The organism is Bradyrhizobium sp. WSM4873 (assembly GCF_055811355.1).
Genome location: NZ_JBVVPS010000001.1, coordinates 611,598 through 638,451, shown reverse-complemented (window position 1 = coordinate 638,451; position 26,854 = coordinate 611,598). Strand labels below are relative to the sequence as shown.

General features: G+C 60.9%; 24 protein-coding genes and 2 pseudogenes. 16 read left to right on the top strand and 10 right to left on the bottom strand.

The genetic code is table 11. The features are described from left to right. Nucleotides 1-107 precede the first annotated feature (107 nt). Together AC0L21_RS03130 and AC0L21_RS03125 are read left to right on the top strand one after the other, a co-directional pair. Nucleotides 108-821, top strand: coding sequence for a HoxN/HupN/NixA family nickel/cobalt transporter (locus AC0L21_RS03130; protein WP_473257951.1), 714 nt, complete (start codon nucleotides 108-110; stop codon nucleotides 819-821). Nucleotides 822-1,038: 217 nt separating this feature from the next. Then, the gene (locus AC0L21_RS03125; RefSeq protein ID WP_473258378.1) at nucleotides 1,039-3,153 is read left to right on the top strand and encodes a TonB-dependent receptor; all 2,115 of its coding nucleotides are present in this window, start codon (nucleotides 1,039-1,041) and stop codon (nucleotides 3,151-3,153) included. A gap of 186 nt (nucleotides 3,154-3,339) precedes the next feature. On the opposite strand, the gene AC0L21_RS03120 is transcribed toward AC0L21_RS03125, so the two are convergent. Further along, on the bottom strand, nucleotides 3,340-3,606 hold the full coding sequence (locus AC0L21_RS03120) for a substrate-binding domain-containing protein (protein WP_473258376.1): 267 nt from the start codon (nucleotides 3,604-3,606) through the stop codon (nucleotides 3,340-3,342). Nucleotides 3,607-4,135: 529 nt separating this feature from the next. Here AC0L21_RS03120 and AC0L21_RS03115 point away from each other — a divergent pair. Both AC0L21_RS03115 and AC0L21_RS03110 read left to right on the top strand, forming a co-directional pair. Next, a complete protein-coding gene (locus AC0L21_RS03115; protein ID WP_473257949.1) occupies nucleotides 4,136-4,606 on the top strand; it encodes an ABC transporter substrate-binding protein in 471 nt (156 codons plus the stop codon). 204 nt (nucleotides 4,607-4,810) lie between these two features. Then, nucleotides 4,811-5,137, top strand: coding sequence for a hypothetical protein (locus tag AC0L21_RS03110; RefSeq protein ID WP_473257947.1), 327 nt, complete (start codon nucleotides 4,811-4,813; stop codon nucleotides 5,135-5,137). Nucleotides 5,138-5,421: 284 nt separating this feature from the next. On the opposite strand, the pseudogene AC0L21_RS03105 reads toward AC0L21_RS03110, so the two are convergent. The 4 genes and pseudogenes from AC0L21_RS03105 to AC0L21_RS03090 all read right to left on the bottom strand — a co-directional run. Beyond that, nucleotides 5,422-5,526, bottom strand: a pseudogene (locus AC0L21_RS03105) (LysR substrate-binding domain-containing protein); the annotation flags it as partial. Between the two features lie 239 nt (nucleotides 5,527-5,765). After that, nucleotides 5,766-7,391, bottom strand: a complete 1,626-nt coding sequence (locus AC0L21_RS03100) for a CocE/NonD family hydrolase (protein WP_473257943.1) — start codon at nucleotides 7,389-7,391, stop codon at nucleotides 5,766-5,768. 120 nt (nucleotides 7,392-7,511) lie between these two features. Continuing rightward, on the bottom strand, nucleotides 7,512-8,330 hold the full coding sequence (locus tag AC0L21_RS03095; RefSeq protein WP_473258373.1) for a creatininase family protein: 819 nt from the start codon (nucleotides 8,328-8,330) through the stop codon (nucleotides 7,512-7,514). 199 nt (nucleotides 8,331-8,529) lie between these two features. Beyond that, nucleotides 8,530-9,432 carry a LysR family transcriptional regulator gene (locus AC0L21_RS03090; protein WP_473257940.1) on the bottom strand — a complete coding sequence of 301 codons (903 nt, stop codon included), beginning with the start codon at nucleotides 9,430-9,432 and terminating at the stop codon, nucleotides 8,530-8,532. Between the two features lie 142 nt (nucleotides 9,433-9,574). Between AC0L21_RS03090 and AC0L21_RS03085 the strand changes: the two genes are divergently transcribed. The 10 genes from AC0L21_RS03085 to AC0L21_RS03040 all read left to right on the top strand — a co-directional run bounded on the left by AC0L21_RS03085 (nucleotide 9,575) and on the right by AC0L21_RS03040 (nucleotide 19,649). Next, nucleotides 9,575-9,994, top strand: a complete 420-nt coding sequence (locus tag AC0L21_RS03085; RefSeq protein WP_473257937.1) for a cupin domain-containing protein — start codon at nucleotides 9,575-9,577, stop codon at nucleotides 9,992-9,994. A gap of 3 nt (nucleotides 9,995-9,997) precedes the next feature. Beyond that, nucleotides 9,998-10,825 carry a cysteine hydrolase family protein gene (locus AC0L21_RS03080; protein WP_473257934.1) on the top strand — a complete coding sequence of 276 codons (828 nt, stop codon included), beginning with the start codon at nucleotides 9,998-10,000 and terminating at the stop codon, nucleotides 10,823-10,825. Next, entirely contained in the window at nucleotides 10,822-12,177 is a 1,356-nt protein-coding gene (locus AC0L21_RS03075; protein ID WP_473257930.1) for an FAD-binding oxidoreductase, read from the top strand. Before AC0L21_RS03080 ends, AC0L21_RS03075 begins: the two co-directional genes overlap by 4 nt. A gap of 3 nt (nucleotides 12,178-12,180) precedes the next feature. Next, nucleotides 12,181-12,765 carry an NAD(P)H-dependent oxidoreductase gene (locus tag AC0L21_RS03070; protein WP_473257927.1) on the top strand — a complete coding sequence of 195 codons (585 nt, stop codon included), beginning with the start codon at nucleotides 12,181-12,183 and terminating at the stop codon, nucleotides 12,763-12,765. 344 nt (nucleotides 12,766-13,109) lie between these two features. Beyond that, nucleotides 13,110-14,213 (top strand): hypothetical protein, encoded by a 1,104-nt coding sequence (locus tag AC0L21_RS03065; RefSeq protein WP_473257925.1) that lies wholly within the window; start codon nucleotides 13,110-13,112, stop codon nucleotides 14,211-14,213. Between the two features lie 385 nt (nucleotides 14,214-14,598). Further along, the gene (locus tag AC0L21_RS03060; protein WP_473257923.1) at nucleotides 14,599-15,594 is read left to right on the top strand and encodes an ABC transporter substrate-binding protein; all 996 of its coding nucleotides are present in this window, start codon (nucleotides 14,599-14,601) and stop codon (nucleotides 15,592-15,594) included. Nucleotides 15,595-15,653: 59 nt separating this feature from the next. Next, nucleotides 15,654-16,460, top strand: coding sequence for an ABC transporter ATP-binding protein (locus tag AC0L21_RS03055; RefSeq protein WP_473257921.1), 807 nt, complete (start codon nucleotides 15,654-15,656; stop codon nucleotides 16,458-16,460). Beyond that, nucleotides 16,457-17,257, top strand: coding sequence for an ABC transporter permease (locus tag AC0L21_RS03050; protein WP_473257919.1), 801 nt, complete (start codon nucleotides 16,457-16,459; stop codon nucleotides 17,255-17,257). The genes AC0L21_RS03055 and AC0L21_RS03050 overlap by 4 nt, the downstream gene beginning before the upstream one ends. After that, the gene (locus AC0L21_RS03045; RefSeq protein ID WP_473257916.1) at nucleotides 17,254-18,615 is read left to right on the top strand and encodes an amidohydrolase family protein; all 1,362 of its coding nucleotides are present in this window, start codon (nucleotides 17,254-17,256) and stop codon (nucleotides 18,613-18,615) included. Before AC0L21_RS03050 ends, AC0L21_RS03045 begins: the two co-directional genes overlap by 4 nt. 17 nt (nucleotides 18,616-18,632) lie before the next feature. After that, entirely contained in the window at nucleotides 18,633-19,649 is a 1,017-nt protein-coding gene (locus AC0L21_RS03040; RefSeq protein ID WP_473257914.1) for an aromatic ring-hydroxylating dioxygenase subunit alpha, read from the top strand. A gap of 612 nt (nucleotides 19,650-20,261) precedes the next feature. Here the strand turns inward: AC0L21_RS03040 and AC0L21_RS03035 are convergent. From AC0L21_RS03035 to acuR, 5 genes and pseudogenes are all read right to left on the bottom strand, one after another. Continuing rightward, on the bottom strand, nucleotides 20,262-20,888 hold the full coding sequence (locus tag AC0L21_RS03035) for a LysE family translocator (protein WP_473257910.1): 627 nt from the start codon (nucleotides 20,886-20,888) through the stop codon (nucleotides 20,262-20,264). A 12-nt stretch (nucleotides 20,889-20,900) separates the two neighbouring features. Beyond that, nucleotides 20,901-21,323 (bottom strand): annotated as a pseudogene (locus AC0L21_RS03030) (ester cyclase); the annotation flags it as partial. A 118-nt stretch (nucleotides 21,324-21,441) separates the two neighbouring features. After that, the gene (locus tag AC0L21_RS03025) at nucleotides 21,442-22,653 is read right to left on the bottom strand and encodes a trans-sulfuration enzyme family protein (RefSeq protein WP_473257906.1); all 1,212 of its coding nucleotides are present in this window, start codon (nucleotides 22,651-22,653) and stop codon (nucleotides 21,442-21,444) included. Nucleotides 22,654-22,748: 95 nt separating this feature from the next. Continuing rightward, nucleotides 22,749-23,732, bottom strand: coding sequence for an acrylyl-CoA reductase (NADPH) (gene acuI, locus AC0L21_RS03020; protein ID WP_473257903.1), 984 nt, complete (start codon nucleotides 23,730-23,732; stop codon nucleotides 22,749-22,751). A gap of 9 nt (nucleotides 23,733-23,741) precedes the next feature. After that, complete coding sequence (gene acuR / locus AC0L21_RS03015; protein WP_473257901.1) at nucleotides 23,742-24,416, bottom strand: acrylate utilization transcriptional regulator AcuR; 675 nt, start codon at nucleotides 24,414-24,416, stop codon at nucleotides 23,742-23,744. A gap of 245 nt (nucleotides 24,417-24,661) precedes the next feature. Here acuR and AC0L21_RS03010 point away from each other — a divergent pair, with 245 nt between their 5' ends. Both AC0L21_RS03010 and AC0L21_RS03005 read left to right on the top strand, forming a co-directional pair. Further along, on the top strand, nucleotides 24,662-25,657 hold the full coding sequence (locus tag AC0L21_RS03010; protein WP_473257898.1) for a Bug family tripartite tricarboxylate transporter substrate binding protein: 996 nt from the start codon (nucleotides 24,662-24,664) through the stop codon (nucleotides 25,655-25,657). 18 nt (nucleotides 25,658-25,675) lie between these two features. After that, on the top strand, nucleotides 25,676-26,854 hold the full coding sequence (locus tag AC0L21_RS03005) for an acyl-CoA dehydrogenase family protein (RefSeq protein WP_473257896.1): 1,179 nt from the start codon (nucleotides 25,676-25,678) through the stop codon (nucleotides 26,852-26,854).

Sequence of the window (26,854 nt, the reverse complement as noted above, 5' to 3'; positions counted from 1 at the left end):
TCGCAGATGGATATACGCGATCTGCGCGAACGTTGATTGTTGTGCGAACGGCCGGCTGTTCCCCGATATGCAACGGGGTATGTCTGCCACAGACCGCGGAGGCGCAGATGTTCGGGATTTTGGGGCTGGGATTCCTGCTCGGCATGCAACATGCGCTGGAAGCGGATCATATCGCTGCAGTCTCCAGCATCGCAGCCCGGCGTACCAATGTCGGCGATATCGTCAGGCATGGGCTGACCTGGGGATTCGGACATACGCTCGCCCTTTTCGTCTTCGCTGGTGTCGCCATCCTGCTAGGCCACGCGATCCCCGAAAGCCTTGCGCTACCGCTCGAAACTGCCGTTGGCGTGATGTTGATCGGTCTGGGCATCAATGTTCTCTGGAAGCTATGGCGTGATCGCGTTCATTTTCATCGCCACGGACATTTCGACGGAACAAAGCACACTCACGTTCATAGCCATCGGAATGAAAGATCGATAGATCAGCAACGCGCGCATACCCATGACCACGGGTTTCGCTGGCGTTCGTTGCTGGTGGGGCTTGTCCATGGGATTGCCGGTTCGGCCGCGTTGCTGGTGCTCGCGGTATCGCAAATCAGCAATCCCGTTTACGGAATGCTGTACGTCGGGCTGTTCGGCATCGGGTCGATGTTTGGAATGGGCTGCCTTTCGATCATCATCGCCGTGCCGCTGGCAATCTCGGCCCGGTGGCTGACGTGGACCAACCGCGCGATCCAAGGTGTCGTTGGCGCTGTTACAATCGGTCTGGGGGCTCTGACTGTCTATACCACGGCAATCGCTTACAATTACGCGACAACCTAGGCGGCATCCGCTTTGGCCCGGCATGAGTGGAGCTATTCGTGTTTGCGAGCTCTGTCGGTCTCTATGCACTGCTGTTCTAGAGGTGCGTCAGAGTGGCATTGTGAGAAGTGACCGGACGAAGCAATTCCTGCGGCGATTGGTCTGCTCGGCAGCTTTCGTTGCCCTAACCGGTCCGGCAGTGCCCTCGGCGGCGCAAGAGCTTGCGGTGGCTCAGCCAATGCAGCTTCCTCCGGTCACGGTGACGTCGCCGGATGTCGCGCCGCGCAGGCGGACTGTCGGGGCAAAAGCGGCGCAAAATAGGGCATCGCGAACCAGGAATATTGTGCCGCCGAATCAGCCGCAAACAGGCAGTGAAGGCACTCGCGGGGGCATGCGGGGTGCATCGTCAAGCCCCGTGGGAGCTCTTCAGTCCGCCGCCGCGAGCGCCTTGCTTGTGAGCGGTGAGCAGGTGAATGCCATTCCGTTCTCGCGGCCAGGCGAGGCGCTGGAGGTCGTTCCTGGACTGATCGTCACGCAGCATTCCGGCGAAGGCAAAGCCAATCAATATTTTCTGCGGGGCTTCAATCTGGATCACGGTACGGACCTCGCGATCAGTGTCGACGGCATGCCTGTCAACATGCCAACGCACGGACACGGGCAGGGCTACGCCGACATCAATTTCCTGATCCCCGAGCTGATCCAGTCGGTTGGCATCCGCAAAGGTCCATACTTCTCGGACGTCGGCGATTTCGCGTCCGCTGGCGCGGTCAGCATCGACTACATGAGCAAGCTGCCGAAAAACATCGCGGAGATGACCTTTGGTGATTTTGGGTATCGCCGAGCGCTGGTGGCGGGTTCCACCGCGGTGGGCGACGGTACACTGCTCGCCGCTGCCGAGAGCAGCAAATACGGCGGTCCCTGGGACGTGCCGGACAAGGTGCGGAAGATCAACAGCGTCTTGCGCTATAGTCAGGGTATCGCGACCGACGGATTCACGTTCACTGGAATGGCCTACTCCAACGGCTGGAATTCGACTGATCAGATCGCGCAGCGCGCCGTCGATCTGGGTGTCATCGGCCGCTTCGGCTCGCTCGATCCGACCGACGGCGGCACCTCCAGCCGCTTCAGTCTCTCCGGCAGTTGGGCTCGTTCAGGCGAGTACGGTCAAAGCAATATCAGCGCCTATGTCGTCCGTTCTGAGCTACAGCTCTTCAACAACTTCACCTATGTCCTCGATGATCCGCTGAACGGCGACCAATTCAGCCAACTCGATCGTCGCACACTCGGCGGCTTCGATGCGCGGCATGCATTCGACTGGCGTTTCGGTGGGTTCGAAACACAGACCCGTTTTGGCGGGCAGGGCCGCCACGACCATATCCAGGTCGGCCTATTTGGGACCGAGCAGCGCGCATGGCTTTCCACCGTACGCGCGGACCGCGTGGAGGAAGGAAGCGTCGGCATCTGGATGGATAGCACCACGCGCTGGGCCGACTGGTTGCGGACCACTGTTGGAATTCGCGAGGACATCTTTGCCGGACGCGTTCTCAGCGACACGCCGCAGAATTCTGGTAACGCCCAAGCGTCGATGATGAGTCCGAAAGCTGGCATCGTGTTTGGACCCTGGTTCAAGACCGAATTCTACGGCAATGCCGGCTACGGCCTGCACAGCAATGATATCCGCGGCGCCACCATCAGCGTTGATCCCCGCGATAAGGTAAGCTCGCTCGATCGTGTTCCGCTCCTGGTGCGCTCGCGTGGCGCCGAGCTGGGTATCCGCACCAGGGCCATCGATGGCCTTACCAGCTCGGTCGCAGTGTTTGTGCTCGACTTCGACTCTGAACTCCTGTTCGTCGGCGATGCCGGAACGACCGAACCCAGCCGGCCAAGCCGACGTGTCGGAGTGGAGTGGACCAATAGTTACAAGCCCGCGCCCTGGCTGACCTTCGACCTTGATCTTGCCTATACCCGCGCGCGCTTCAGCGATCTCGATCCCACGGGCGACCGCATTCCTGGTGCCCCGGCCTGGATCGCCAGCGGCAGCATCATCGTCGGTCGTGAAATAGGCTGGTTCGGCGCGCTGAAGGCGCGCTATTTCGGCCCCCGTCCATTGATTGAGGACGATAGCGTACGTTCGGCTTCCTCGCTGATCTTCAATGCGCGCGCAGGCTACCGATTTGACAATGGTGCGCGATTGCAGCTGGACGTGCTCAACCTGTTCGGCGCCCAGACCAACCAGGTCGAATATTACTATCTATCGCGTCTACCGGGTGAGCCGATCGGCGGCATCGCCGACCGTCATGTGCATCCGGGCGAACCGCGAGCCTGGCGTGTAACGCTGGCGTCGTCGTTCTAACCGACATCAAAGCTTCAATTCGTTAGCTGAAGTACTGCTTCGGAGCTCCTGACTGAGAGCTGCGCTACATTCAATCGAGCAAACGTCAGCATCGCTTGTTGCGAAGCTTGGATCTGACCTGTGCATGTCAGCGGCCCGCGAACTGGCGACCGTTCCTAGCCAGGCAGCGCCTATGATACGACGACGTTAGACAAGCCTCGGCTTGAGAGTGCTGTCGCGCTCCCTAATCCGGGACCCAACGTCTATCCTGTTTGATGGAGAAGGCTCTCCATTGATTCGTTGCAGTAGCACGTTCGCAATCTTTCGCCCCATGCCGACGCGATCGACCTGAACGGTGGTTAGAGTGGGGATAACGGATGATGCGATCGGCAGATCGTCGAATCCTGCAATCGCCAATTGCTTGGGTACTGCGATGCCGCGCCGCTGACATTCGAGAAGACCTCCGACCGCCATCACGTCGGTCGCAAAAAAACAGGGCACCGATGGCATCGGAGGATTCCAGCGCCCAAGCGACGGCATCCGCTCCGCCTGAAAAGCTGTTCTCACATTCGATCACCAGCGCAGGCTGAGTATTCTCTCGGCCGTTGCACGCAGCACGATAACCTGTCAATCGATCTCCGATGCGATCATTTAGATCGCGCTTGACAGTCACGTGCGCGATACGCTGATGGCCGCGCGATGCAAGCATCAGGGTCAGCTCCCTGGCGGCAGCAAAATTCGAATAGCCAATGACTGTGTCGATCGGAGCGTCGGTCAGATTGCTCCAATGTCGAGCCACGCATCCAGGATGTTCCTAACCTCAGCGGAGGCAAGCATGTGCGTGGCTCCACCACCTATCCGGTTTTCAATCCGGCGACGCTGGAAGTCGTTGGAACGGCTCCGGTATCCACGACCTCCGACCTCGCCGTAGCCTCCGCAATAGCGCACCCGACCACGGCCGCCGGATGCGGGTTTCATCTTCCTGCCGTCCGGTGGCGGCGATTTGCCGGTTCTGTTCCTGAAGGCGTTCAACGAGGCCGGCCTTGCGGCTTCAGGCATCAAGATCATTGGAACCGGTGAAACCGACGAGGTGTCGATCGATGCGCTCGGCATGGTCACGGCCTCGCACTACTCCGCAGCGCACGACAGCGAATTGAACAAGGCGTTCGTTCGCGATTTTGAAGTTTTGACCGGCGGAAAGCAGCGCGTCAGTTTTGCCGCGGTGGCCGCCTACGACACAATGGCTGCGATCTACAAGCTTGCCGAGGCCCAAAATGGCCGGCTGGATGCGGAAAAAACCGCCGAACTCCTGAAATGTTTCAAGCTCGACAGCCCGCGCGGTCCGATCGAGATCGATAGATCGCGGGACATCGTGCAAACCATCTACATCAGGCGCGTCGAACGGCGAAACGGGCGACTGGAAAATATCGAGTTCAGCAGCGTCCCCAACGTGCCCGCCACCGAGGCGCGCTGAACGCAGCTAGTCAGCATCCAATTGAAAGGGTGGACATGAGATTCGATACCAAGCCGATTCCGAACACCATTGCCGTGTTCGGGGCGAACGCGCACATCGGAAATCCGCTTGCGAGGTTTGTGCGCTTCAAGGCTCCGCACGTGAAGTTGCGGTCGATCTCGAGCAATCCGGCAACGACGAGCAATCTCGTGCAGCAGTTCCCGGATGCGCAGATATGTCGCGCCGACTATTTCGATCAGGCATCGCTTGGACGAAGCGCTCCGGGATGCGGAGGGGATATTCATCGTCACGCCGACCTACCTGGACGAAAAGGTCGCGATGACCAACCTCGTCGCTTCGATCAAGGCAGTCGGCTCTGACTTGATAGGCTTTCGCTTGTGCGACGCTACCGAGACGGCAGTGGTCGAAGTCGCCGCTGGCAGCGTGCAGCAACGCGAGACTGCACGCGCACAGCCAGTACTGCAATGCAGTACTGGCTTCGAGGAAGAATCGACGAAGGCGAAATACGTGAAGAAGCCGGGATTGCTTTAATCAGTTGAAAAGAAAGAAAAATACGTTAGTTCTATGGTCCCGATCATTTGCTGGCCCAAAAATCGGTTGGACCGACTTGAACTACAAAAATGACTGAAAACAGGATGTTAGAGAGACGCTTTGCTGTAGCACCCTTGATGGATTGGACGGAGAGTTCAAGTTTTTCAATCAGTTAGAAGGCGCCGTGTGCACGATGTGTGCACTAAGAGATCAAACGTCGCCGCGGATTGGCGCAAGCGCTAGCGAATACCGGGCGCTCAGGTGCTTTCGGTAAGGCTCGACCAGACAAAGCTCCGGTCGAATCTCATGCCGTGAAGCGCAGGTGCTTCCAAGCCATTCGCGGTGAACCATTGGTGCCACTGCACCCGCTTCACGTCGGAGTTCGTCATGCCGACCATGTCATGACGGCGCCCGGATACTGCGCGAGTCTGTTCTTCCAAACTGCAAGGGCCGTCGGCCCTCGTTCTTTGTCATGGGCATTCCACTGGCGATCGTTTCAACACGAGAATCTGTCGCTGTGTTTTTCAACTCAGATCGGTGCAAGGTCCGCAGGCTGGAGGCTTCGACATTCGCGTCCTGCTTGCCGTAAGCAAGTCTGGGGTGCTGGGAGTCCTCAAGAGACAAGCAACTAGAGTCCGTCGGAGCCGATTTCAAAGGCGCCCCCAACAGGCAGGCGCAGAAGCGATGGCCGCGATGGGCCGTGATGGACCGCAATCGTGGTCACGACAGCATGCGTCTTTGGGGTGCTCACCGGATCTTCGCCTGTCCCCGGATTTACGGGGTACGCTGGGTAGTCCGCGCCCGCGATGGAGAGACGCAACCGTTCACCCCTCCTGAGCGTCGTGCACGTAGTGGCCAGCTTCAGCTCGTATCGGCCAGCGGTCGCGACACGATAATGCGCGTATCCGCTTGAGATCTGAAGAACCCTTCCGTCAGAAGTGATGAGTGAAAGGATGCAGCAGAGATCAAAGCTCGGATGGTCGCAGCTCAGCTCGAGCTCGACTTCGGGTTCGCCGACCACCTCGATCGCGTCTTCAAGAGCTTGTGTTGTGAAGGTCAGAACGTCGCCGCGTTCATCGGTGACCCGGCGATCGACCGGCCCTGTCGGAACGCCATAGTAGCCTCCGACCGTCGGCGCGGGTCGCCAGGGATCATGCACGATATGCTCGACGTCATCCTCCGGGTTTGGCCGAAGACCGAGACTACCGTCCTCAACGTCCGTCGCTGCGCGACCCGTTCCACCCAGAAAGAATGACAACGTGTCATCACGCAGAGCCTGGTATTGTCGCCATGCCTTCAGCCCCATGTCGAACAGCTCGACCCTTTGGTGTTCCGCATCATTCGGTACAGCCTTGAGAACATGGTCAAAGAACCGGATGTGATCGACGTCAACGTTGCGTTGCGCTTCCGGACCGAAGTCGACCGCGCCCACCTTGCGGGTCCACGGAAAATGGATCCAGGGGCCGACAATGAGCCGCGTTTCCTCGTTGCTGCTTGCAAGGGCCCGGAAGGATTCGATCGTGGCCGGCAGAAAAGGGTCGAACCAACCGCCGACAAACAGCATTGGAAGTCGGCGGGCGCGAATGGCCTCGACATATGTTACCGGTGAGATGCTGTCCCAATAGGGCGAATCGGGCGGCGTTTCGAGCCAGTCCATGACGTGCGAATAGTGCCGGTATTTCTGAAGCAGCTGGGGCATCGCCGCGATGGCCCCATTAAGCGGCAAGTTGCTTCCCGCCGCCTGCAGCGCGCTGAAGGCATCGTTGTCGCCCGCGCGCCGTGCGGCTTCGGCCGTGATCTGAATGCCCCAGCCGATCATGTGCTTCATTTGCAGGGCGCCGTTCTCATAGGCCCAATGCGCGGGATTCCAAGGTCCCATGGCTGGCGCGAGGGCTTTCAGGGAGGGGCAGTCTCCCGCAGCCGCCAATAGCTGGTTGTAGGCCTGGTAGGAGAAGCCATACATCGCGACGTCGCCGTTCGAACCATCAAGACGCGCTGCCCATTCAACCGTCGCGGCGCCGTCCTCGACTTCGGTTTCACCAGGGCGGAATGTCCCCTCCGATGTGCCGCGCCCCCTGACATCCTGCACCACGATGATATAGCCGTGCGAGGCGTACCATGCCGGATGCGCGTAGCAGATGCTGCACGCAATGCGCCTGCTGTAGGCTTGACGCTGAAGCAGAACTGGGTAGGGCCCAGGCGCCGCCGGGCGATAGACGTCCGCATCGAGCCGCGTTCCGTCCTTCAATGTCATCGTTTCAATCGCGGGCGGAAGGACGGGTAGCCGGAAGGACTCTGCTGACATCTGCTCAGATCTCAATCGAAGTGAATTCGTGCATGCGAAAGGCCGGATGCCATGGACCCGCTGCGTGGTCTACGGCGCAACGTCCGATGTCGCTCTGATGCGAGAGAGCGGATACTTGTCGACCTCGGAGATGAGCTTGATCAAGCGATCAGCTGCACGGTCAATTGCCGCCTGACCACGCTTATCGTCTGCTAGACTGGCATTGCCGCATGCTCCCTTGGGATTGATGTCCTGCATCTGCCAGCCGAATCCGACCGCATGGCTCTCCGGCATCAGGATTTCGCATTCCGTCTCCAGGGTTTGGGACAGGGACCGGAAATCCTCGGCAAGGGTCATGTCGACAAGATTGGGATGGAGATAAAGCATCGCGCTGGTCTCGATTTCACCCGCATGGATTCCGTGCTTGCGTTCGGTCGGGGTGAAAAGGTCGGACATGTCCGTGAAGCGCGACCATTGCGAGGAGACGGCAAGCATTCCCAACCTGACACGGAGCTCGCGGCAGACGATCTCCATGATCTGCGGCTGTCCTCCATGCGAATTGACGAAGATGACCTTGCGGACCCCAGTTCTGTGAACGCTTTCGCAGACCTCGTACCAGAGGCGTCCGAGAGTTTCCGCCGATAGCGTCAACGTGCCGGGGAACGCCGAATGCTCGTTCGATTTCCCGATGGACATGGTCGGCAGGATCAGGGCCGGGAAGTCGTCGGCCATCCGTGCAACTGCGTGCTGCACGATGCCGTCGAGGATGGCGGTGTCGACGCGGACCGGCAGATGCGGTCCGTGTTGCTCGACGGCGCCCACCGGGAGTACAGCGACGATCCTCTCCATGTCGAGGAGACGGAAGTCCTCGGCGGAGAGGTCCCACCACCAATGCGATTTCAGCTTCATCTCAGTCGCTTTCCGTTTTGGCTGCCGGCATGCACACGATCGTGCTCTCACGCGCCGAGTTCGAAAGACCAGCGTGGCGCTGATCAATGTCAGATATCGGCAGCGACATGAAAAGTGCTTAATTTCGTCTGTTCTGTTGCCCTTTTGGCAACGCAGCCGCTGCGGATAGCGATGATCAAGCTTCCGTTTTAACCATGCCTCAGCCGGCAACGTCCCGGATCATCGCCTTCAGCATCTCCGCCAATACGCTTGCGATGGCGCTGGTCCCACGCGTATGGCCGATCAGCATCAGCGCCTGCGCGTCTTGGGAGAGCTCCCGTATGGTCACATAGGCAAGCCGGCCGGCGCGCCGCTCTGACTCGACGTCAAACGGCGTCAGGAAAGTAATGCCGTCGTTCAAAATGACCGCGTGCCGCATGATCTCGATCGAGTTGGTCTCGATGGCCGGATGCAGATCGATCGCGACACGGGCGAAGGCCGTGTCCAGATAGGGACGGATCGCGCTGGTGCTGTCGGCGATGACCAGCGGGTAATCGGTGCAATCACTGAGGCGGACGCTAGTTCGCTTTGCCAGGGGATGATTGGGTGCCATGACCGCGCCGAGCCGCCCGACGCCGCGTGCCAAGACTTTCAGATTGCTGTCCTTGCCGAAGTCGAATCCGATGCCGAGATCCGCTTCACCATTGGCAACGGCGAGCTGAATCTCCGCTCCCGTATTGTACAGTGTCAGGTTGAGCTTGACCCGCGGATTGGCAACTCGAAATTCCATCACCGTGGTCGGGACGAGATTCGAGGCCAGGCCGCTCATCATTGCCACCGTGATCTCACCCCGGCGCAGGCCCTTCAACTCCTCGATCTTCACTTGTGTACGGGTCAACTCCTTCAGCGTCTGGCGGACATGTCCGATCAGAACTTCCCCCGCGGCCGTGAGGATCAGCTTCTTGGGGAGGCGCTGGAAGATCGGCGTTCCCAGCTGGGTTTCAAGCGCCAGGATCTGACGGCTGATCGCGGACGCCGCGACGTTCAGACGATCCGCCGCCTTGCGGATCGAGCCCGTGCGGGCAACCTCGTCGATATAGTTCAGTAGCCGGCTGTGAAGCATCCTTGCCCCCATGAAGTTCGCAAGATGCAGTCTCGTTGCCGAAAAGGCAACGGGCCTGTCGAATCTAAGCGCTTTGAAGTGACGTTCGGGCATGCAACATCCATGCTGACGAGAAGCGTACTGCCTTCAAGGAATTCATCATATGGCGTTCAGCGTCGCCGAACTCACGTACGCGAAAGCTTTCCGCATCTCGTCGAAGGACACCAACTATTTTGCTGTCCTGTTCGATCAGGTGACGGACCGGATCGGAAACATCTTCGTCATCGAGATATTCAGGCCCGGCGGCGCGACGCCGCCCAACGAGCATGCCGCCGCGCATGAATTCTTTCATGTGCTGCACGGCGTGGGTATCGCGCGCTGCGACGGCAAGACCTTGCCGATCAAGAAGGGAGACTCGCTCCTGTTGCATCCCGGCTCCGAGCACGTCATCGAGAACACGGGCCCCGGCAAGCTCTATACGCTCACGGTGATGACTCCCAACGAGGGCTTTTCCGAGTTGATCCGCAGCGGCGAGCCGGTGGAGCTCGACGCCGAGGACATCCGCGTTCTGCAAGGGTCCTGACCGATGGGCGCGGTAGCAGCTGATCCGGCCGCGCAGGACGAGCGCTTGTTGCCGCTCGGATCAAGCGGATTGAACAGCTGGATGGTTTCCGAGGCGCACGCAAATCTGGTGCGGCAAGTGGTGCTGCCGCGCCCGATGACGGTGCAGGCCCATGGCAAACTGGTTACGCTCGACCTCGCGCGGACCGCCATCATCATCGTCGACATGCAGAACGACTTTTGCCATCCCGGGGGGTGGCTGGCGCATATCGGAATTGACGTCACGCCAGCGCGTCGGCCGATTGAATCCTTGCGCCGGCTGCTCCCGATCCTGCGCAGCTCGTCGGTGCCGATCATCTGGCTCAACTGGGGCAATCGGCCCGACCGGCTCAATCTCAGTCCGTCACTGCTGCACGTGTACAATCCCACGGGCGTCGGCATTGGTCTGGGTGACCCGCTGCCAGGCTCGGGCGCGAAGGTGCTGGAGCGGGGCAGCTGGTCAGCGGCCATTGTCGACGAGCTTGCGGTCGAACCGACCGACATCCACGTCGCGAAGTATCGGATGTCAGGTTTTCAGGACACCGAGCTCGACAGCATCCTGCGCAATCTCGGCGTGACCACGCTGATGTTCGCAGGCGTGAACGCCGATCAATGCGTGCTCTGCACGCTTCAGGATGCGAATTTCCGCGGCTATGATTGCCTTCTCTTGGAGGATTGCGCCGCCACGACATCGCCCGACTACTGCATGGCCGCCACCATCTACAATGTTAACCAGTGCTTTGGCTTCGTCGTCGGGTCAGAAGCGATCGCGGCCGGGCTCGCCCAGCATGCTCAGAGGGGAGGCCGATCGTGACCGCTCTCGCAGTGGACGCACTTGACCGGCTGGTTGCAGATTTCGGCGACATTCCAGTCGTCACCGAGCGGAACGTCGTGCGCCGGCGCTCGCGCGATTTCTTCTGGTATAGTCCCATCCTGAAGGCGCAGCTCGATGGCAAGACTGCCGACCTGATGGTGCTGCCGCGTAACGAGGATGATGTCGTTCGGATCGCATCCGTTTGCGCCCGCCATCGCGTACCGCTCACCGTGCGCGGAGGCGGCACCGGCAATTACGGACAGGCCGTGCCGCTTGAAGGCGGTGTGCTCCTCGATATCTCGGGTCTCGACGGCATCGAGTGGATCAAGCGCGGCAGCGTCCGAGTCGGCGCGGGCGCCAAGATGAGCGCGATCGATGCGGCTGCGCAGCCCGAGGGATGGGAGCTGCGGTTGCATCCATCGACGAAGCGCATGGCGACGATCGGCGGCTTTGTCGCGGGTGGATCGGGAGGGATCGGTTCCGTCTCCTATGGCGGCTTGCGGGAGCCGGGCAACATTCTGGCGGCGCGGATTGTGACCCTGGAGGAGGAGCCGCGTGTGATTGAACTGCGCGGGGACGCGGCACAGAAGATCAACCGCGCCTATGGCACGACCGGCATCATCACGGCGCTAGAAATGCCGCTCGCGCCTGCGTGGAACTGGATCGATGTCGTGGTCGCCTTCGACGATTTCATCGAGGCCGCAGCATTCGGCTACGAGGCTGCCCTCGCCGACGGGATCGTGAAGAAGGTTCTCTCGCCGATTACCTGGCCGTTGCCCTCCTATTTCGGTGCGTTGAAGCCGTACTGTCCCCAGGGCAAAAGCGTGCTCATGGCCATGATCGCCGAACCCTCCCTCGAAAGTTTCACGTCACTTCTCGGCGGTCGAGGCACGATCACGCTCGAGATGCCGACCGACGAGAGCCCGAGCCGCGTGCCGCTCTACGAATATTGCTGGAATCACACCACGCTCCAGGTCCTGAAGAGCGATCGTTCCGTGACTTACCTGCAGTGCCTCTACCCGCATGACCGTGTCTTGGAAAAGGTCGCTGAGATCCGCGAGCTGTTTCCGGATGAGGTGATGCAGCATCTCGAGTTCATTCGCTTTGGCGGACGCCTCACCTGCAGCAGCCTCCCGGTGATACGATACAGCGATGCCGACCGCCTGAACGAGATCATACGGCTGCACGAGGATCGCGGCGTCTTCATCGCCAATCCGCACGTCTTCACCATCGAGGACGGCAGCCGCTACAAGCGCGCCGACGCGGATCAGCTCGGGTTCAAGCATGAGACCGACCCGCATGGCCTGCTCAATCCCGGCAAGATGCGGAGCTTCGTCAGCGCGAGGGGATGAGCGATGCGCGTGCTCTACGTGTATTGCCATCCACTCGCCGACAGTTTTCACGCCGCCATTCGGAGCGAGGCGATGGCCGGCCTCGCCGAGGCCGGCCACTCGGTCGATCTACTCGACCTCTATGCCGAGGGGTTCGATCCCGTCCTGAACGCTGAGGGCCGCCGCGACTACCACGATCCCCAGCGAAACCGGGCCAACAACGAGGCCCATGTCGTACGCCTGATGGCGGCGAACGCGCTGATCGTGCAGTTTCCGACCTGGTCATTCGGACCGCCGGCGATGCTCAAAGGCTGGTTCGACCGCATGTTCGGTCCGGGTATCGCGCTCGATTTGTCCGATCCCGCTCATGCGAGGCCGATGCTGCTACACATCGAACGGATCACAGGGATTGCGACCTATGGTCGGCCACGCTGGCAGGCGATCGCCATGGCTGATCCGCCGCGCAAGATCATCAAGCGCTATCTGCCGTGGTTCGCCGGCGGCAAGGCGCGCGTGCGCTACTACGCGCTCTATCACATGAACGTTGCGACCGCGGGCAAACGCAAGCGCTTTCTCGCTCGGCTGCGGCGGGACATGAGCCGGTTCTAGCCGCTCGCTCCGAAAGCGACGACAAATCGCGCGGACCCTCTTGCTCCTTCAGCCACTAACGAAAACATCAGATGCGTGCTCGATGCTGCCTGCGCACGAACATTGTCGTGCATCTTCGATGTCCGTGCGTCGTTCGCCGAAACGATCGCGCGTCATCCGAAAGGCAACGCATTGCGCGAATCAAAATGCTTCTAGGCGACTGCTTGGCTGTGCATCTTGAGTACGGGCGAGCACGCAGCCGTCCGGGGACGGCTCCCTGAAAAGAGCTTGAGCTATGAGCGTAGCGACGACGTCGTCGCTGCGAACGGTTGCGGGCGCCCGCTTGTCAAACCAGGGGGCACACAATGTTCGATCTTCGACGTTTCTTCACCGCCGCGACCCTAGCCTTGATGGCTGCGGCATCAATCGGTCTTGCCCGCGCGGACGACCTCGCAGTCAAATCCGCCCGGAAGACACCCGATCTTCCATTCTTCCTCGTCGTCGATGATCGCCTGACATATGCGTGGATGCCGAAGGCGACGGACCCAGGTCTTTTCAGCGTTCAGCCGAACGGCGCCATCGACGGGACGACGGCGAAGCAGGTTTATGCATTCACGCATTTCGATGTCTGGGCGTACGGCACCAACTTCCTTTCGCTTTCGATGTTCAAGTCGGATCACAACGATCCTGCCAATCCCTGTGTCACGAACGCGTCCGGGGCGATCGTGAGCAGCGTCTCCGGTCTGCCGGCCAGCTGCGCCGGAATGACGGAGATCTACGGTTTGTTTCGTTCGACCTTCGGCTGGAACGACATATTCAATACCAAGGCGTTTGCGATCGGACCGCTCCATAACATTTCATTCGAAGTCGGCATGGATGCGAACACGGAGAACAGCTTCCTTGCGAACTCCAAGCGCGCGGTCGTCGCTGGTCTCCAGTTTGCGTTCGACCTCCCGTACAAGGGCTATTTCAACGTGGCGCCGCTCGCCTATTGGGAGTTTGCGAGCCGTAACGCGTTCGCCCAATGCGGCCTGTTCGGCGCTGGCGTTCCGTATCCCGCGCCGGGCGCGACCTGTCTCGCCGACGGCGAGCGGAGTTTCGACGTGACATGGTCGGTGGAGGCCAATTACTACATGGATCTAGGCTTCCTGCCCGAGAGCATGCAGTTCTGGTCGATCAGCGGCCGGGCCGCCTGGCAGGGACCGAAAGGCTACGAGAAAAATCCGGTCGTCAGCACGCCGACCGTCGTGACATTGAACTCCGAACCTATTCGTCTGACATTCGACGCCAGCAAGGCCCTCTGGGGACCGCGATACGCCCACTTCGTCGATCTCTGGGTTGCCTATCGCTACTGGCAGAACAAGTTCGGCCTCGATCACAATCGCAGTGCAAGCTGTCTGTTCAAGGGCGCCAGCAACAATAGCTGCACGGAAGAGACGGTCTATGCCGGGGTGACAATGAAATTCTGACGAGCTCGGGTGCCGACGACCGGCCAGTCACCGGCACCCGGAGCGCATCTTTTCCCGCTATAGCGTGCCCATTTTCTCGCGGCGAGTTGCCTGCCAAAGGGGCAGTGCTGGAGAGCACAAAAGCATGCGGAGCGCTTGATCCGTTCCGCCAAGCCCAGGTTCGGCTGTTACCGAACCGAGGCTTGCGACCAGGCGAGCCGATAGAGCTGGCTCATTTCAGCAGGGCAGGGTCACCTGCACACGAAAACGGCGTTGCTCGAAAGGCAACGGATTGCTCGAATCAAAATGCTTTGAGGTGACAGTCCGCTTGTGCATCCTCAATTCGGAAAGTCTCGCAGCACGGGTCTTGCCGGCCGGCGCCGGAGTGACGCAGAAGGGCACCAGCATGGCCTTGAAAAATCTATTCCGAATGATCGCAGCCGGTCTGTTGGCGAGCGCAGGACTGGTCGCGTCCCTCGCGCCCGCGCAGGCCGCCGACAAGGTCACGTTTTTGACGAGCTGGTTCGCCCAGGCCGAGCACGGCGGCTTCTACCAGGCCAAGGCTACGGGGCTGTACGAAAAAGCCGGCCTGGATGTCACGATCAAGATGGGCGGCCCGCAGGTGAACGGCTCACAGCTTCTATTGGCCGGCGATACCGATTTCATGATGGGCTACGACATCCAGGTTCTCAAGGGTCGCGAGCAGAACCTGCCGCTCGTGACAGTCGCTTCCTCGTTCCAGTTCGACTTGCAGGGCATCATGGCTCATGACGACGTGGCTGATCTCGCCGCGCTCAAGGGAAGGCCGATCCTGATTGCCGGGTCGTCCCGAACAACATTCTGGCCTTGGCTGCGTACGAAATACGGCTATACCGACGACCAGATCCGTCCCTATACTTTCAACCTGCAACCCTTCTTCGCCGACAAGACGATTGCGCAGCAGGCCTATCCGTCCTCCGAGCCGTATCAAGCCGAGCAGCAGCAAGAGAAGGTCAAGTTCTTCCTGCTCGCGGACGGCGGCTACCCACCCTACGGCTCCACGATCGTGACCACCGAGAAGACGATCGCCGAAAAGCCCGGTGTGGTGGAGCGCTTCGTCAAGGCCTCGCTGGAGGGCTGGTACGACTACATGAAAAATCCGGCGCCCGGAAATGCACTGATCAAGGTCGACAATCCCAAGATGACGGATGGCCAGCTCGCATTCGCAGTCGAGCGGATGAAGGAGATGAAGGCAATCGACCGTGGCGATGCGGCAACGCTCGGCGTCGGCATCATCACGGCCGACCGATACAGGCAAATCTACGATTTCCTGGTCGCCGGAGGCCTGCTCGACCCTAAGGTGGACTGGCAGAAGTCGTTCGACGACCGTTTTGTCAGGAACCTGAAGATCGGTCTGAAATAGGGGATGCCGATATGACGGTGCTGTTGCCCGTTGAGCCGTTGGACGAGAGGGCAAGGCAGATGACGACCGCTGATGACCGCCCGCCGGCTGTCGAGGTCCTGTCGGCCGAGAAGGTGTTTGCCAACGGAGCGCGAGGCCTCGCGCCGATCGATCTTGCCATCGCAGAGGGCGAATTCCTGACCCTGATCGGGCCGTCCGGTTGCGGCAAGAGCACGTTGCTCAAGTTGATAGCCAACCTCATCGAGCCCTCCGACGGCCGTCTGCTGTGGTGGCGCGGCGATTTCGCTCAAGTGGGACAGGAGAGCAGGCGTCTCGCATTCGTGTTCCAGGAGCCGACCTTAATGCCCTGGGCTCGGGTCGAGGCCAATGTCCGCTTGCCGCTGGAGTTCGCCAACATGCCGCGAGCCACGGCGGATCCGAAAGTTGCCGATGCCATTGCCCGCGTCGGTCTCTCGGCGTTCAACCGGCATTTTCCGAGGCAGCTCTCCGGCGGAATGAAGATGCGCGTTTCCATCGCGCGTGCCCTGGTCACGAACCCAAATCTCCTGTTGATGGACGAGCCGTTCGGCGCACTCGACGAATTCACGCGCAACAGGCTCGACGACGATCTTGTCAACCTGTGGTGGGAGCGCAAGCTGACCACGGTGTTCGTCACGCATTCGATCTACGAGGCTGTGTTCCTCTCGACCCGGATCATCGTCATGGCCGCCAACCCGGGGCGCATCTTTCGCGTCATGACCATCGATCATCCGCAACCACGCGATCAGGGATTTCGCGATAGCCCGCAATTTGCGGCCTATTGCCGCGAGCTGTCGACATGGCTTGCCGAGGCGTCCCTGCAATCGGTCGGGGGAGGAGAAAAGTGAAGCCCCTGCTCGAATCCGAAGTGTTCGTGCGCATCGCGGCCCCGCTTGCGGTAGGGGTTGTGCTGTTCGCCGTCTGGGAGGTCGGCTTTCAACTCGCCTCCGTTCCCGTCTACCTGTTTCCGAAGCCCAGCGACATCTTTAACAGCTTCCTCCAGCACGGCCCCTCACTGCTCCGCGCGCTGCTCGTGACCTTGCGGGTGACCTTGCAGGCGTTCGTGGCCGCAGTCATTCTCGGCACGCTGATCGCCTTCATGTTCGTGCAGAGCCGGGCGATCGAGGTCAGCCTGTTTCCCTATGCGGTGCTCCTGCAGGTGACACCGGTGGTGGCGATCGCGCCTCTCATCATCATCCTGGTCAAGAACACACAGATTTCGCTGACCATCTGCGCCACGCTGGTGGCGCTGTTTCCGATCATCTCGAACACGACGCTTGGACTGCGCAGCGTCGACCCTGGACTTGCGAGCTTCTTTCGAATGAATCGTGCCAGCCGCTTCAAGACGCTGGTTAAGCTGCGTATTCCGGGCGCGCTGCCTTATTTCTTTGGCGGCTTGCGGATATCGAGCGGCCTCGCGCTGATCGGCGCCGTGGTCGCGGAGTTCGTCGCGGGCACCGGCGGTCGTTCATCGGGACTCGCCTATGAAATTCTCGATGCGGGATTCTCGCTCGATATTCCCCGTATGTTTGCCGCACTATTCCTGATCACGTTGACCGGGGTGTTGTTGTTCGCGGCCATGGTCGCGCTGTCGCAGCTGGTACTGTCCAACTGGCACGACAGCGAGACCAGGACAGAAACATGACGGCGATCCTGATCGACAATGCCGCAGGCATCTTCACAGGCCTGCCGGGCGCTGCGATGCGCACCGCGGGTCAGATCCGCATCCGAGACGGCGTGATCGTCGCAATCGGTGCGCTCGCGCCGGAGCCGGGCGAGCAGCGGCTCGATGCGCGGGGTGGTGTGGTCTATCCCGGTCTGGTCTCGACGCATCATCATTTATTCCAGAGTGTCTTGAAGGGCGTGCGATCCGGGATCGACCTGCCGCTGGCCGGCTGGCTGCGCGCTGTGCCTTACCGGTTCTGGTCGAAATTCGACGAGGAGGCGCTTGCGGTCGCGGCTCGTATCGGGCTCGCAGAGCTGCTGCTGTCGGGGACGACGACGGTTGCCGACCATCATTATCTCTTCAGCGACACCTTCCGGTTCGATCCGGCGCAGGTCATCTTCGACGTTGCGCGAAGTCTAGGTCTCCGCCTGGTATTTTGCCGCGGCGGCGGCACCACGGCGCGCCACGTCGATACGGACAGGTTTGCAGCGATGCCGGTCGAAACGCTCGATCGCATGCTGCAATCGGTCGAGGCATGCGCGCAGCGTTTCCACGATGGCTCGCCGAACAGCCTGTCGCGGGTTGCGCTGGCGCCGACCACGCCGACCTGGTCGCTCGATCCGGGTGAGCTGCGCGAAGTGATCGCGGCGGCGCGGCGCATGGGGGTGCGGGTGCACAGCCATCTATCGGAAACCGCCGACTATGTCGAGTTCTGTTTGTCCGTCCATGGCAAGCGGCCGGTGCAATGGCTGGCCGATCACGATTGGCTCGGCGAGGACGTGTGGTTCGCGCATCTGGTGCATCTGGACGAGGAGGAGGTGCGCATCCTTGCGAGCACCGGCACCGGCATGGCGCATTGTCCTCAGTCGAACTGCCGCCTCGGCTCGGGTATTGCGCCTGCCGATGCGATGGCGCGTCTCGGTGGAGCCGTTTCGCTGGGGGTCGATGGGGCGGCCTCCAATGAAGCAGCGGACATGCTCTGCGAAATGCATAGCGCCTGGCACACGCACCGCGCGGTGAAGGGCGCGGGCGCCGTGACCGCCGAGGACGTCGTGCACTGGGCAACCGCCGGCGGCGCCCGCGTGCTCGGCATGCCCCATGTCGGCACGCTCGCGCCCGGGCAACAGGCGGACATCGCCATCTTCAATCTCGACCAGCCCCGACATTTCGGCATGCACGATCCCCTGATCGCGCCGGTGACGTGTGGCGGCTCGGCCAGACTCCGCTATCTCCTGATTGGCGGCCGGATCGTCGTCGAGGACGGAGCCATTCCGGGGCTCGATCTGCAAAAACTCAAAACCGATGCCGCGCGCGTCATCACGCGTCTGGCAGCCTAGAATCCGGGAGCAAGATCATGTTGAGCACGAAGCAGCCGGTGTTGCGCCGGTTCTGGTACGCGCTGATGCCGGTCGATCATCTCAAGGACGGGCCGAAGCCGTTCACGCTGCTCGGCGAGCCGATCGTGCTGTTCCTGGATGCCAAGGGCGAGCCTGCCGCGCTTGAAGATCGGTGCTGCCATCGCACCGCAAAGCTGTCGAAAGGCTGGTGCAACAACGGCAACATCGTCTGCGGCTATCATGGCTGGGAATACGATCGCGACGGCAAGCTAATCATGATCCCGCAATTTCCATTCGAGCAACCGGTTCCGGACGCGAAGGCGCGCTCCTTCCGGGCTAAGGCTCGCTACGGTTACGTCTGGGTGGCACTCGATGAGCCCTTGAGCGACATCCCGCCGATCCCCGAGGACGAGATGCCCGGCTATCGCCGTATCAACCAATTCTACGACAAGTGGAACACGGCGGCGCTACGGCTGATGGAGAACTCCTTCGACAACGCGCACTTCGCTTTTGTTCACAAGGGGACTTTCGGCGACATCAATCAGCCAAAGCCCGAGAAGTACGAGATCACCGAGAACGCCGCAGGCTTCGACGCCGAGACCGTCATCTCGGTTCGCAATCCGCCCAATGCTTACAGGATCACCGGCACGAAAGAGCCGATGACGAGGCGGCATCAGCGCAACAAATGGTTCATGCCATTTTGTCGGCGCCTCGATATGGAATATCCGTCCGGCATCCGGCACATCATCTTCAACTGCGCGACGCCGATTTCCGATGGACAGATCCAGGTCGTTCAGCTGCTGTTCCGCAACGACACCGAGGCCGACTGTTCAACCCAGGAGCTGATCGACTGGGACGCCGCGATCATCGCCGAAGATCGCGACATGCTGGAATCGACGGATCCCGACGCCGTCGTCGATATGGGCCGCAAGATCGAGATTCATATGCCGTCCGATCGGCCCGGCATGATCATGCGCAAGCGCCTGCTCGATTTGCTACGGCAGCATGGCGAGGAGGAGCAGCCGCGGCAATAGCCGGTCTCGCCCCAGCCGGTAACGGTGAAGTGGTTCAGTCTTGCAAGCCACCGCCGGGCTGAGGTCCTTGCTGCCGAACAGAGACAGGAAAGAAATAAGGCAGATGGCGATCTACAAAGCCGCACAATGGCTTTTTCAAACACGGAGGGTTGCCACTGGCAGGACAGGCGGTTGCCGGCAGGAGAAACCCCGGTTTCAGCCGTAGCTCGAACGGTGGGTTTTGGTCTAAAAAGATCGAAAATACTTTCTGTTTCAACGGGGATTGACTGACACTCTCTCCGCCACAGTGCTTCTCCACTGTGTCCGCGGGTGTGCGAACTTAGATTTCGCTGGCTTTGATTGGCTGGACCTAGCTCACACTTCCCCATGATGGATTGGAGCGAGAATTTAAGTTTTTCAATTGCTTAGAAGGCGGCGTGTGCGCGGCGTGTGCACCGCGAGATCAAGAAAAATCTCATCACAGCCTATGTGAGCAGGCCTCCTGAAGTGGGTAAGGCCGCCCCGCGTCGTGCGATGTTCACGAGATGAATTTCGGATGGCGCGGGAGTTGGTCGAGTGCCGACGAAGCAATTTCAATTGTCGGAATCGGGAACGTATTGCCGGCTGCGGACCCTAGCTCGCGCGTCGCGCGGCCAGCAATGCGACTCCCAAGCCGCACATCACGGCTCCCGAGGTCTGTCTCGTCCGCGCAATGAACTTTGGTCGTCCGGCGAGTCCATCCCTCGCTTTGGCCGCCCAACGGGTCACGATCAGGTCGACGCTGGTATTCAAAGCGACGGAAATCGTTCCGAGCACGACGAACTGCAGAGCCACGTGCGCGGTCGCGTCAACGAACTGCGGAATGAAGGCAAGGAAGAATGCGGCGGTCTTCGGATTCAGCGCTTCGACGACGATGCCTTCGCGCAGCGCATGGCCTGGCCCAGTCGTCCGGACGTCGGTCGGCGCGGTCACGCGCGCTTCCCTCCAGGTCTTGATGCCCAGCCAGATGAGATAGAAGGCACCGGCGACCTTCAGCGCGGTGAACGCTTCGGCGCTCGCCATCACCAGGGCCGAGATGCCGATCGCGCCCGCGAGCACATGTACGAAGCCGCCGAGCCCCAGGCCGACGCTTGATGCCAATCCCTCGTTGCGGCCGCCGGCCAGCGTGCGCGCGACGATGTAGAAGATGCGGGGTCCCGGAGTGACCGCCACGACCAGTGCGGCGGCCAAAAAGAGTAGGAACATCTGAAGATTAAACATTTCGAGGTCCGTTTACGGCGAAGATTGCAACCGGGCGTTCGTGGCGAACTCGGGTCTGCTCGCCGCGTCCGGGGCGAGTTGCGCGATGAGCCCGTGGATGTCGCCAAGAACCCACAGATCCGTGACCCTGCCATCGTGAAACGTAAAAAACGGTGCTCCGAACCACCAGACGTGACGTCCGGTCGGCGCGTAACCGAGCATCGGCCTTCGATGGATGCCGTGGAAGCGAAGCTTGCCTGAAACCCGGTTGCTTTCCTCGACCAGGGTGAGGATGTCCGATGTGTAGGACTCGAGCGAGTCCGTTACCCATCTGACGTAGTCCGCAAATTGGTCGTAGCCGACGAGGACGGGGCCGAGGGAGCCTCTGAACGTGAAGCCCGGCTGAAATATCTCCGGGATCAGAGCGATATCCGCGCGGTCCCACATATCTTTGTAGAATTTCCGGACGACTTACTTTTGCTGAGACAGAGGGATTTGACCGAAGTCCATGGCCGGCTCGAGTCCGGGCGGTGCGGCGATCATATTCTAATCCTTGCTTTGCGGACCGAGGTCCCTAGAGCCTACTTAAAGACTGTTCGAAATCTCCGAGTAGATCTGCTTCGTCCTCAAGTCCGACCGATAGACGGATCAAATCGTCTTCGACGCCTCTTTGAAGATGCGCTTCCGGACGAACCGCGAGCCGGGCGTGAACTAAGCTGGCAGGATGCATTATGAGCGTTTCGGCGTCTCCGAGGCTGACGGCCAGCGTAATGAGTTTGAGATTGTCAAGAAAGCGCCGGGCAGATTCAAAGCCTCCACGGAGACCAAAGGACAGTATGCCGGATCCTGCCGACATCTGCTTTTTCGCGATTGCGTACCGTGGATGGGACGGAAGGAATGGATAGTTCACCCATTCAACCAACGGGTGGGCATCGAGCATGCGCGCGATTGCAAGTGCATTGGATCCGTGGCGCTCCATCCGAAGAGGAAGCGTTTTGATACCACGCAGAATCAGTGACGAAGCCACAGGTGACAGGACGGCACCCGTGATATATCGGAGGCCACGATCTCGGATTTTTTCGATCAGTTCGGCCTGACCCAAGAGAGCGCCTCCAAGTAGGTCTCCGTGTCCGCTGATGTACTTCGTGAGTGAGTGCAGCACGACGTCCGCCCCATGTTGCAGAGGCCTTTGCAGCGCAGGCGATGCGAACGTACCATCGACGAAGACCAAGAGGCCGGCTCGTCGCGCACGGTCCGCAACGGCAACGATGTCGAGGACGTCGCCAGTTGGGTTGATGGGGGTCTCGAAATAGACAGCTTTGCTGCGTGAAGTAACAGCAGCATCGAGATTGGCGGGGTCGCTCAGATCGACTGGAACGGTCTTGATACCGAACCTGGGTAAACCCTGCTCGGTCATGGTCGTCGTATTCGAATACAGCGTTCGATGAACGACGAGCTCGTCACCCTGAGATAGCAGCGAAAGGATCAACGCTCCGAAGGCAGCCATTCCCGATGCGAATACGACTGCGTCTTCGGCGCCTTCCAGGCTTGCCAAGCGGGATTCCAGCAGCGCGGTCGTCGGATTGAACTCCCGCGCGTATAGCCTGCCTCCCGATGCAGCCGCCGCATCCAATTCAGCGACGCTGTCGAAGGCGAAGGTCGACGTCGTGTAAATGGGATGGGATACCGCGCGAGAGTGATGGCCAGGGTCGTACCCATGGTGGATCGCTCGCGTCGAGAACCCGAGCAGGGGTTCCTCGCTTGCAGTTCGTTCCGAAGCGGCCATCGTTTCGAAATCTCCCGTTTGGGTGGGCCGTAGTCGTCGTCTGGTTTCGACGGCCCGGCCCGCTACAGTCGCATCGCAGTTTTTCGGGGTCGAAGTCACCTATTGACGTCGACGACCGTGCGCCCGCGCACTTGGCCACTCATGAGGCGCTCCGCGGAGGCGACGACGTCACTCAGACCGATTTCGACCGCTGATCTCTCCAGATCGGCCTCGGTGAGCAAGGCGGCAAGACGGTCCCAGGCTTCGACGCGTTCCGCCTTCGGGCGCGTCACGCTGTTGATGCCGAACAGGGCGATTCCGCGCAGGATGAAGGGGGCAACGCTTGCGGGAAAGTCCAAACCTTGCGCCATGCCACAAGCTGCGACGGCTCCGTCCGCTTTGATGCCGGCGCACACGTTGGCGAGGGTGTGGCTGCCTACCGAGTCGATCGCGGCGATCCACCGTTCCTTCTGCAGCGGCTTGCCTGGTTGCGACAATTGGGACCGGTCGATGATCTCGTTTGCGCCCAGGCTCTTGAGGTACGGCTCTTCGTCGGGTCTTCCAGTCGAAGCCACGACGCGAAATCCGAGCTTGTGCAACAGCATGATCGCGATGCTGCCGACGCCCCCGCCGGCACCGGTCACCAGCACGTCGCCCGTGCCAGGGCGGATGCCAAACTTCTCGAGGGCGATGACCGATAGCATCGCCGTGTAGCCGGCGGTGCCGATGATCATCGCCCGGCGGGAAGGCATCGAATCCGGCAGCTTGATCAACCAGTCGGCCTTGACGCTGGCTCGCTGGGCCAGGCCGCCCCAGTGTTGTTCGCCGACCCCCCAGCCGTTGAGAACGACCCGGTCTCCCGGCGAGAAGGTCGAGTCGGAACTCGACGAGACCAGACCCGCGAAGTCGATCCCCGGCACCAGCGGGAAGGATCTGACGATCGGACCCTTGCCGGTGATCGCAAGGCCGTCCTTGTAGTTCAGGGTGCTGTACTCCACGTCGACGGTCACGTTTCCTTCGGGAAGGCGAGCCTCGGGCAACTCGGCCACCCCGGCGCGGTATCCTTGCTCGTCCTTTTCGATCAAAACGGCTTTGAACAATTTGAACTCCTATTTCACGTTTCTTTTGGACCGCGGCTTCGCCCCGTCCGGGCGCGGGAGACCGGCGACGAAGCCGGAGATGAAGGTATCGAGCGGCACGCCGTTCCTGACGAGGCGCGCCCGCATCACCGCCCCCTCCCAGCCGATCCAGAAGAACTCGGCCAAGGCATCGCAGTCCGCGGCATCTCCGATCTCGCCGGCGTCGCGCGCGAGTTCCAGGCAATGCGCCACCTTCCGCTGCCAGCCCTTGATGATTTCGTCCAAAGCGGACCTGTAATCGTCGGGTAGCGCCTCGACTTCCTGGCTGAGATTTCCGACGAGGCAGCCGCGCGTGTAGCTGTATTTCGCCATACCTGCCTTGGCGTCTTCGACGAAGGCTCGCATGCGTGCCAGCGGCGCGAGCCTCTCGTCGTTGAGGGCGCGGTCCAGCTTGTGCCGGAAAAAGGAATCGTACTCCTTCATGATTTCGCGACCGTATTCCGCCTTGCTCTCGAAGTAATGGTAGAACGAGCCCTTCGGCACGGTGGCGCGGCGCAGCAGTGCGTCCAGGCCCGTGGCGGCAAATCCCTGTTGAGTCATCACTTCCATTCCGCAACGGATCAGAACGTCGCGTGTCGGCGAGTATCCGATGTCGTGTCGCCGCGCCTCGGCCGGTTGGCGGCGATTATCTGAAGATTTTGCCATTTGTGTCCTTAATAGACCGATCGTCTAGAACACAAAAGCCGAATTTGAGCAAGCATGGAACCGCAATACCTGACGAACTGGAGACCGAAATAGCGCTGAAAATGCCGAAAAATGCTGCAAGTGAAAGCTTTTTTCGCAGTTTTTGCCGAGTCGTTGTGCGGTTATGCGTCGCGTTACGTCAGTTTCATACTTGACACAAAGTGTCCTTGGTTCGAAGGTTCGCCATTCTTCGAGAGAGGTGTCGCATGTTTCGCTTGTTCCGAAAAGCCGCGTCCATCGTCGTCGGCGTGGCTGTTCTTTGCGTCGGACATATCGCCGATCCGGCCGAGGCGGCCGATGTTTATCCCTCCACCACGATCAAGCTGGTCGTCGGTTTCCCGCCTGGAGGTCCGACGGACATCATTGGCCGCGTGATCGGCCGCCTTCTCTCGAAGGAGTTGAACCAGACCGTCATCATCGAGAACAACGGCGGTGCCGGCGGAATGATCGCCGCGTCAAACGTTTCCCGCGCGAAGCCCGACGGGTACACGCTCCTCGTCGCGGTGGAGTCCTCGAATACTCGCGCCAAGGCGCTCTATGCGTCTGTGCGCTATGATCAGCAGAAGGGCTTCACCTACATCCGGAAGGTCGCGAAGCAGCGGAATCTGCTCGTCGTGAACCCGACTTTTCCCGTGTCCAGCGTACCGGAGCTCGTCGCCTATCTGAAGGCGCACCCGGGAGAAGTGAACTTCGGCGGTACGTTCGGGGCGACATCCCACATTGGTGGCACGCTGTTCGATATGGCCTACGACACGAAAATGTCGTTCATCAACTATTCGGGCGGCAATCAACCGATAGTCGATTGCATGTCGGGGATTTTACAGGTGGGCTTCTTTACCGAAGCCACGATCGGTCAGCAGGTCAAGGCCGGCACCCTCAAGGCGCTCGCGGTGACGTCAGCCGAGCGGTCGCCGGCCTTCCCGGATCTGCCGACGATCGAACAGGCGGGTGGCAAGCCTATCGATATCTCCCCGTGGTTCGGGGTCGCGGGTCCGCCGGGCCTCCCCGCCGACGTCGTCGCCAAGGTTGGCGCTGCCCTCGACAAGGCTTCGAGTGATCCAGAGTTCCTGAAGCAACTGGAAACGATCGGCGCCACCCTGATCACCGGTTCGACGGTGGAGAGCTTCACGTCCGATGTCGGAAAGGAAGAGGCCTACTGGAATAAGTGGGCCAAGGATATCGGGGCGCCTCTGCAGAAGTAGCCCGCCGAAGGATAACCCATGGACTTCTATCAGCAGTACGACGCTCATCTTTCCGCCGACGAGCGCGATCACGTGGCGACGGCACGGGCATTTTGTGCCGGCGCCTTTTCCGAGAGCGTCTTGGCCGCGCACATGGCGGGCGAGGCGTTTCCGGAAAAGTGGATTGCCGAGTGGGCAGAGCTCGGCATGCTGGGGCTTCAGGCGAAGCGAGTTCACGGTGGTCTGGAAGCGTCCTACCTCTGCAAAATCCGGGTCGCGCAGGAAATGGCGCGCCACGGCTTCGCGGCGGCGTTCTGCCTGAACCATCACCAGGGCGGAGCGACGCGCCTTTCCCAGACAGGTGCGCCGATCCAGATCGAGCGATTGTTGCAGCCCGCGCTGCGCGGGGAGCTTCTCCTGACGACGGCCATGACCGAGCCTGCGGGCGGGAGCGATGTCTCCGCGCTTACCACGACGGCCGTTCCGGTCGACGGTGGCTGGGCTCTGAGCGGCACCAAGGCCTGGATGACGGACGGCCTGCTGGTCGGAGGCTTGATCGTCCTGGCCCGCGTGGGCGATGCGGCGGGGGCAGGGGACATCGCCAGTTTCTACGTGCCGTTCGGTGAGGCCAATACGGTCCGGCGAAGCGAGATCGTCGTTCCGGGAGCGCGTTCCTTCCGCCTGGCCGAGGTAGCCTTCGACGCTCACTTCATTCCCGAGTGGTGTCTGATCGCAGCGCCGGGCGCTGCTCTCAAGGCATCGATGGCTTCCGTCAACGCGGCTCGCGTCCACGTGGCCGCCATGTGCGTCGCGACGCTGCATGCGGCGCTGTGCGAGGCGGTCGACTACTGCGAGGGCCGGCAGGCCTTCGGAAAGCCGCTGACCGGACATCAGGGCCTGCGCTGGGAGCTCGCGGAGGTGTCGGTTCGGCTCGAGGCCGCCAACGCGCTCGTCTTCCGCGCCGCCGAGCAGATACAGATCGGCGGGAATCCGGTCGCGCTCGCCGCGCAAGCCAAGAAGTTCGCGGTCGATACGGCGCTGTGGGGCATCGATCAGTGTGTCCGGATCGTGGGCGCGACCGGCGCCAGCGGGGCCCACCGTCTGAACATGCATTTCGCCGAGGTCCGGATGGCGGCCTACGCCGACGGCACCAACGAGATGCTGCTCGATCGGGTCGGTCGCGGCCTGTCGACGACGTACCCCAAGTCAATCCCGTAG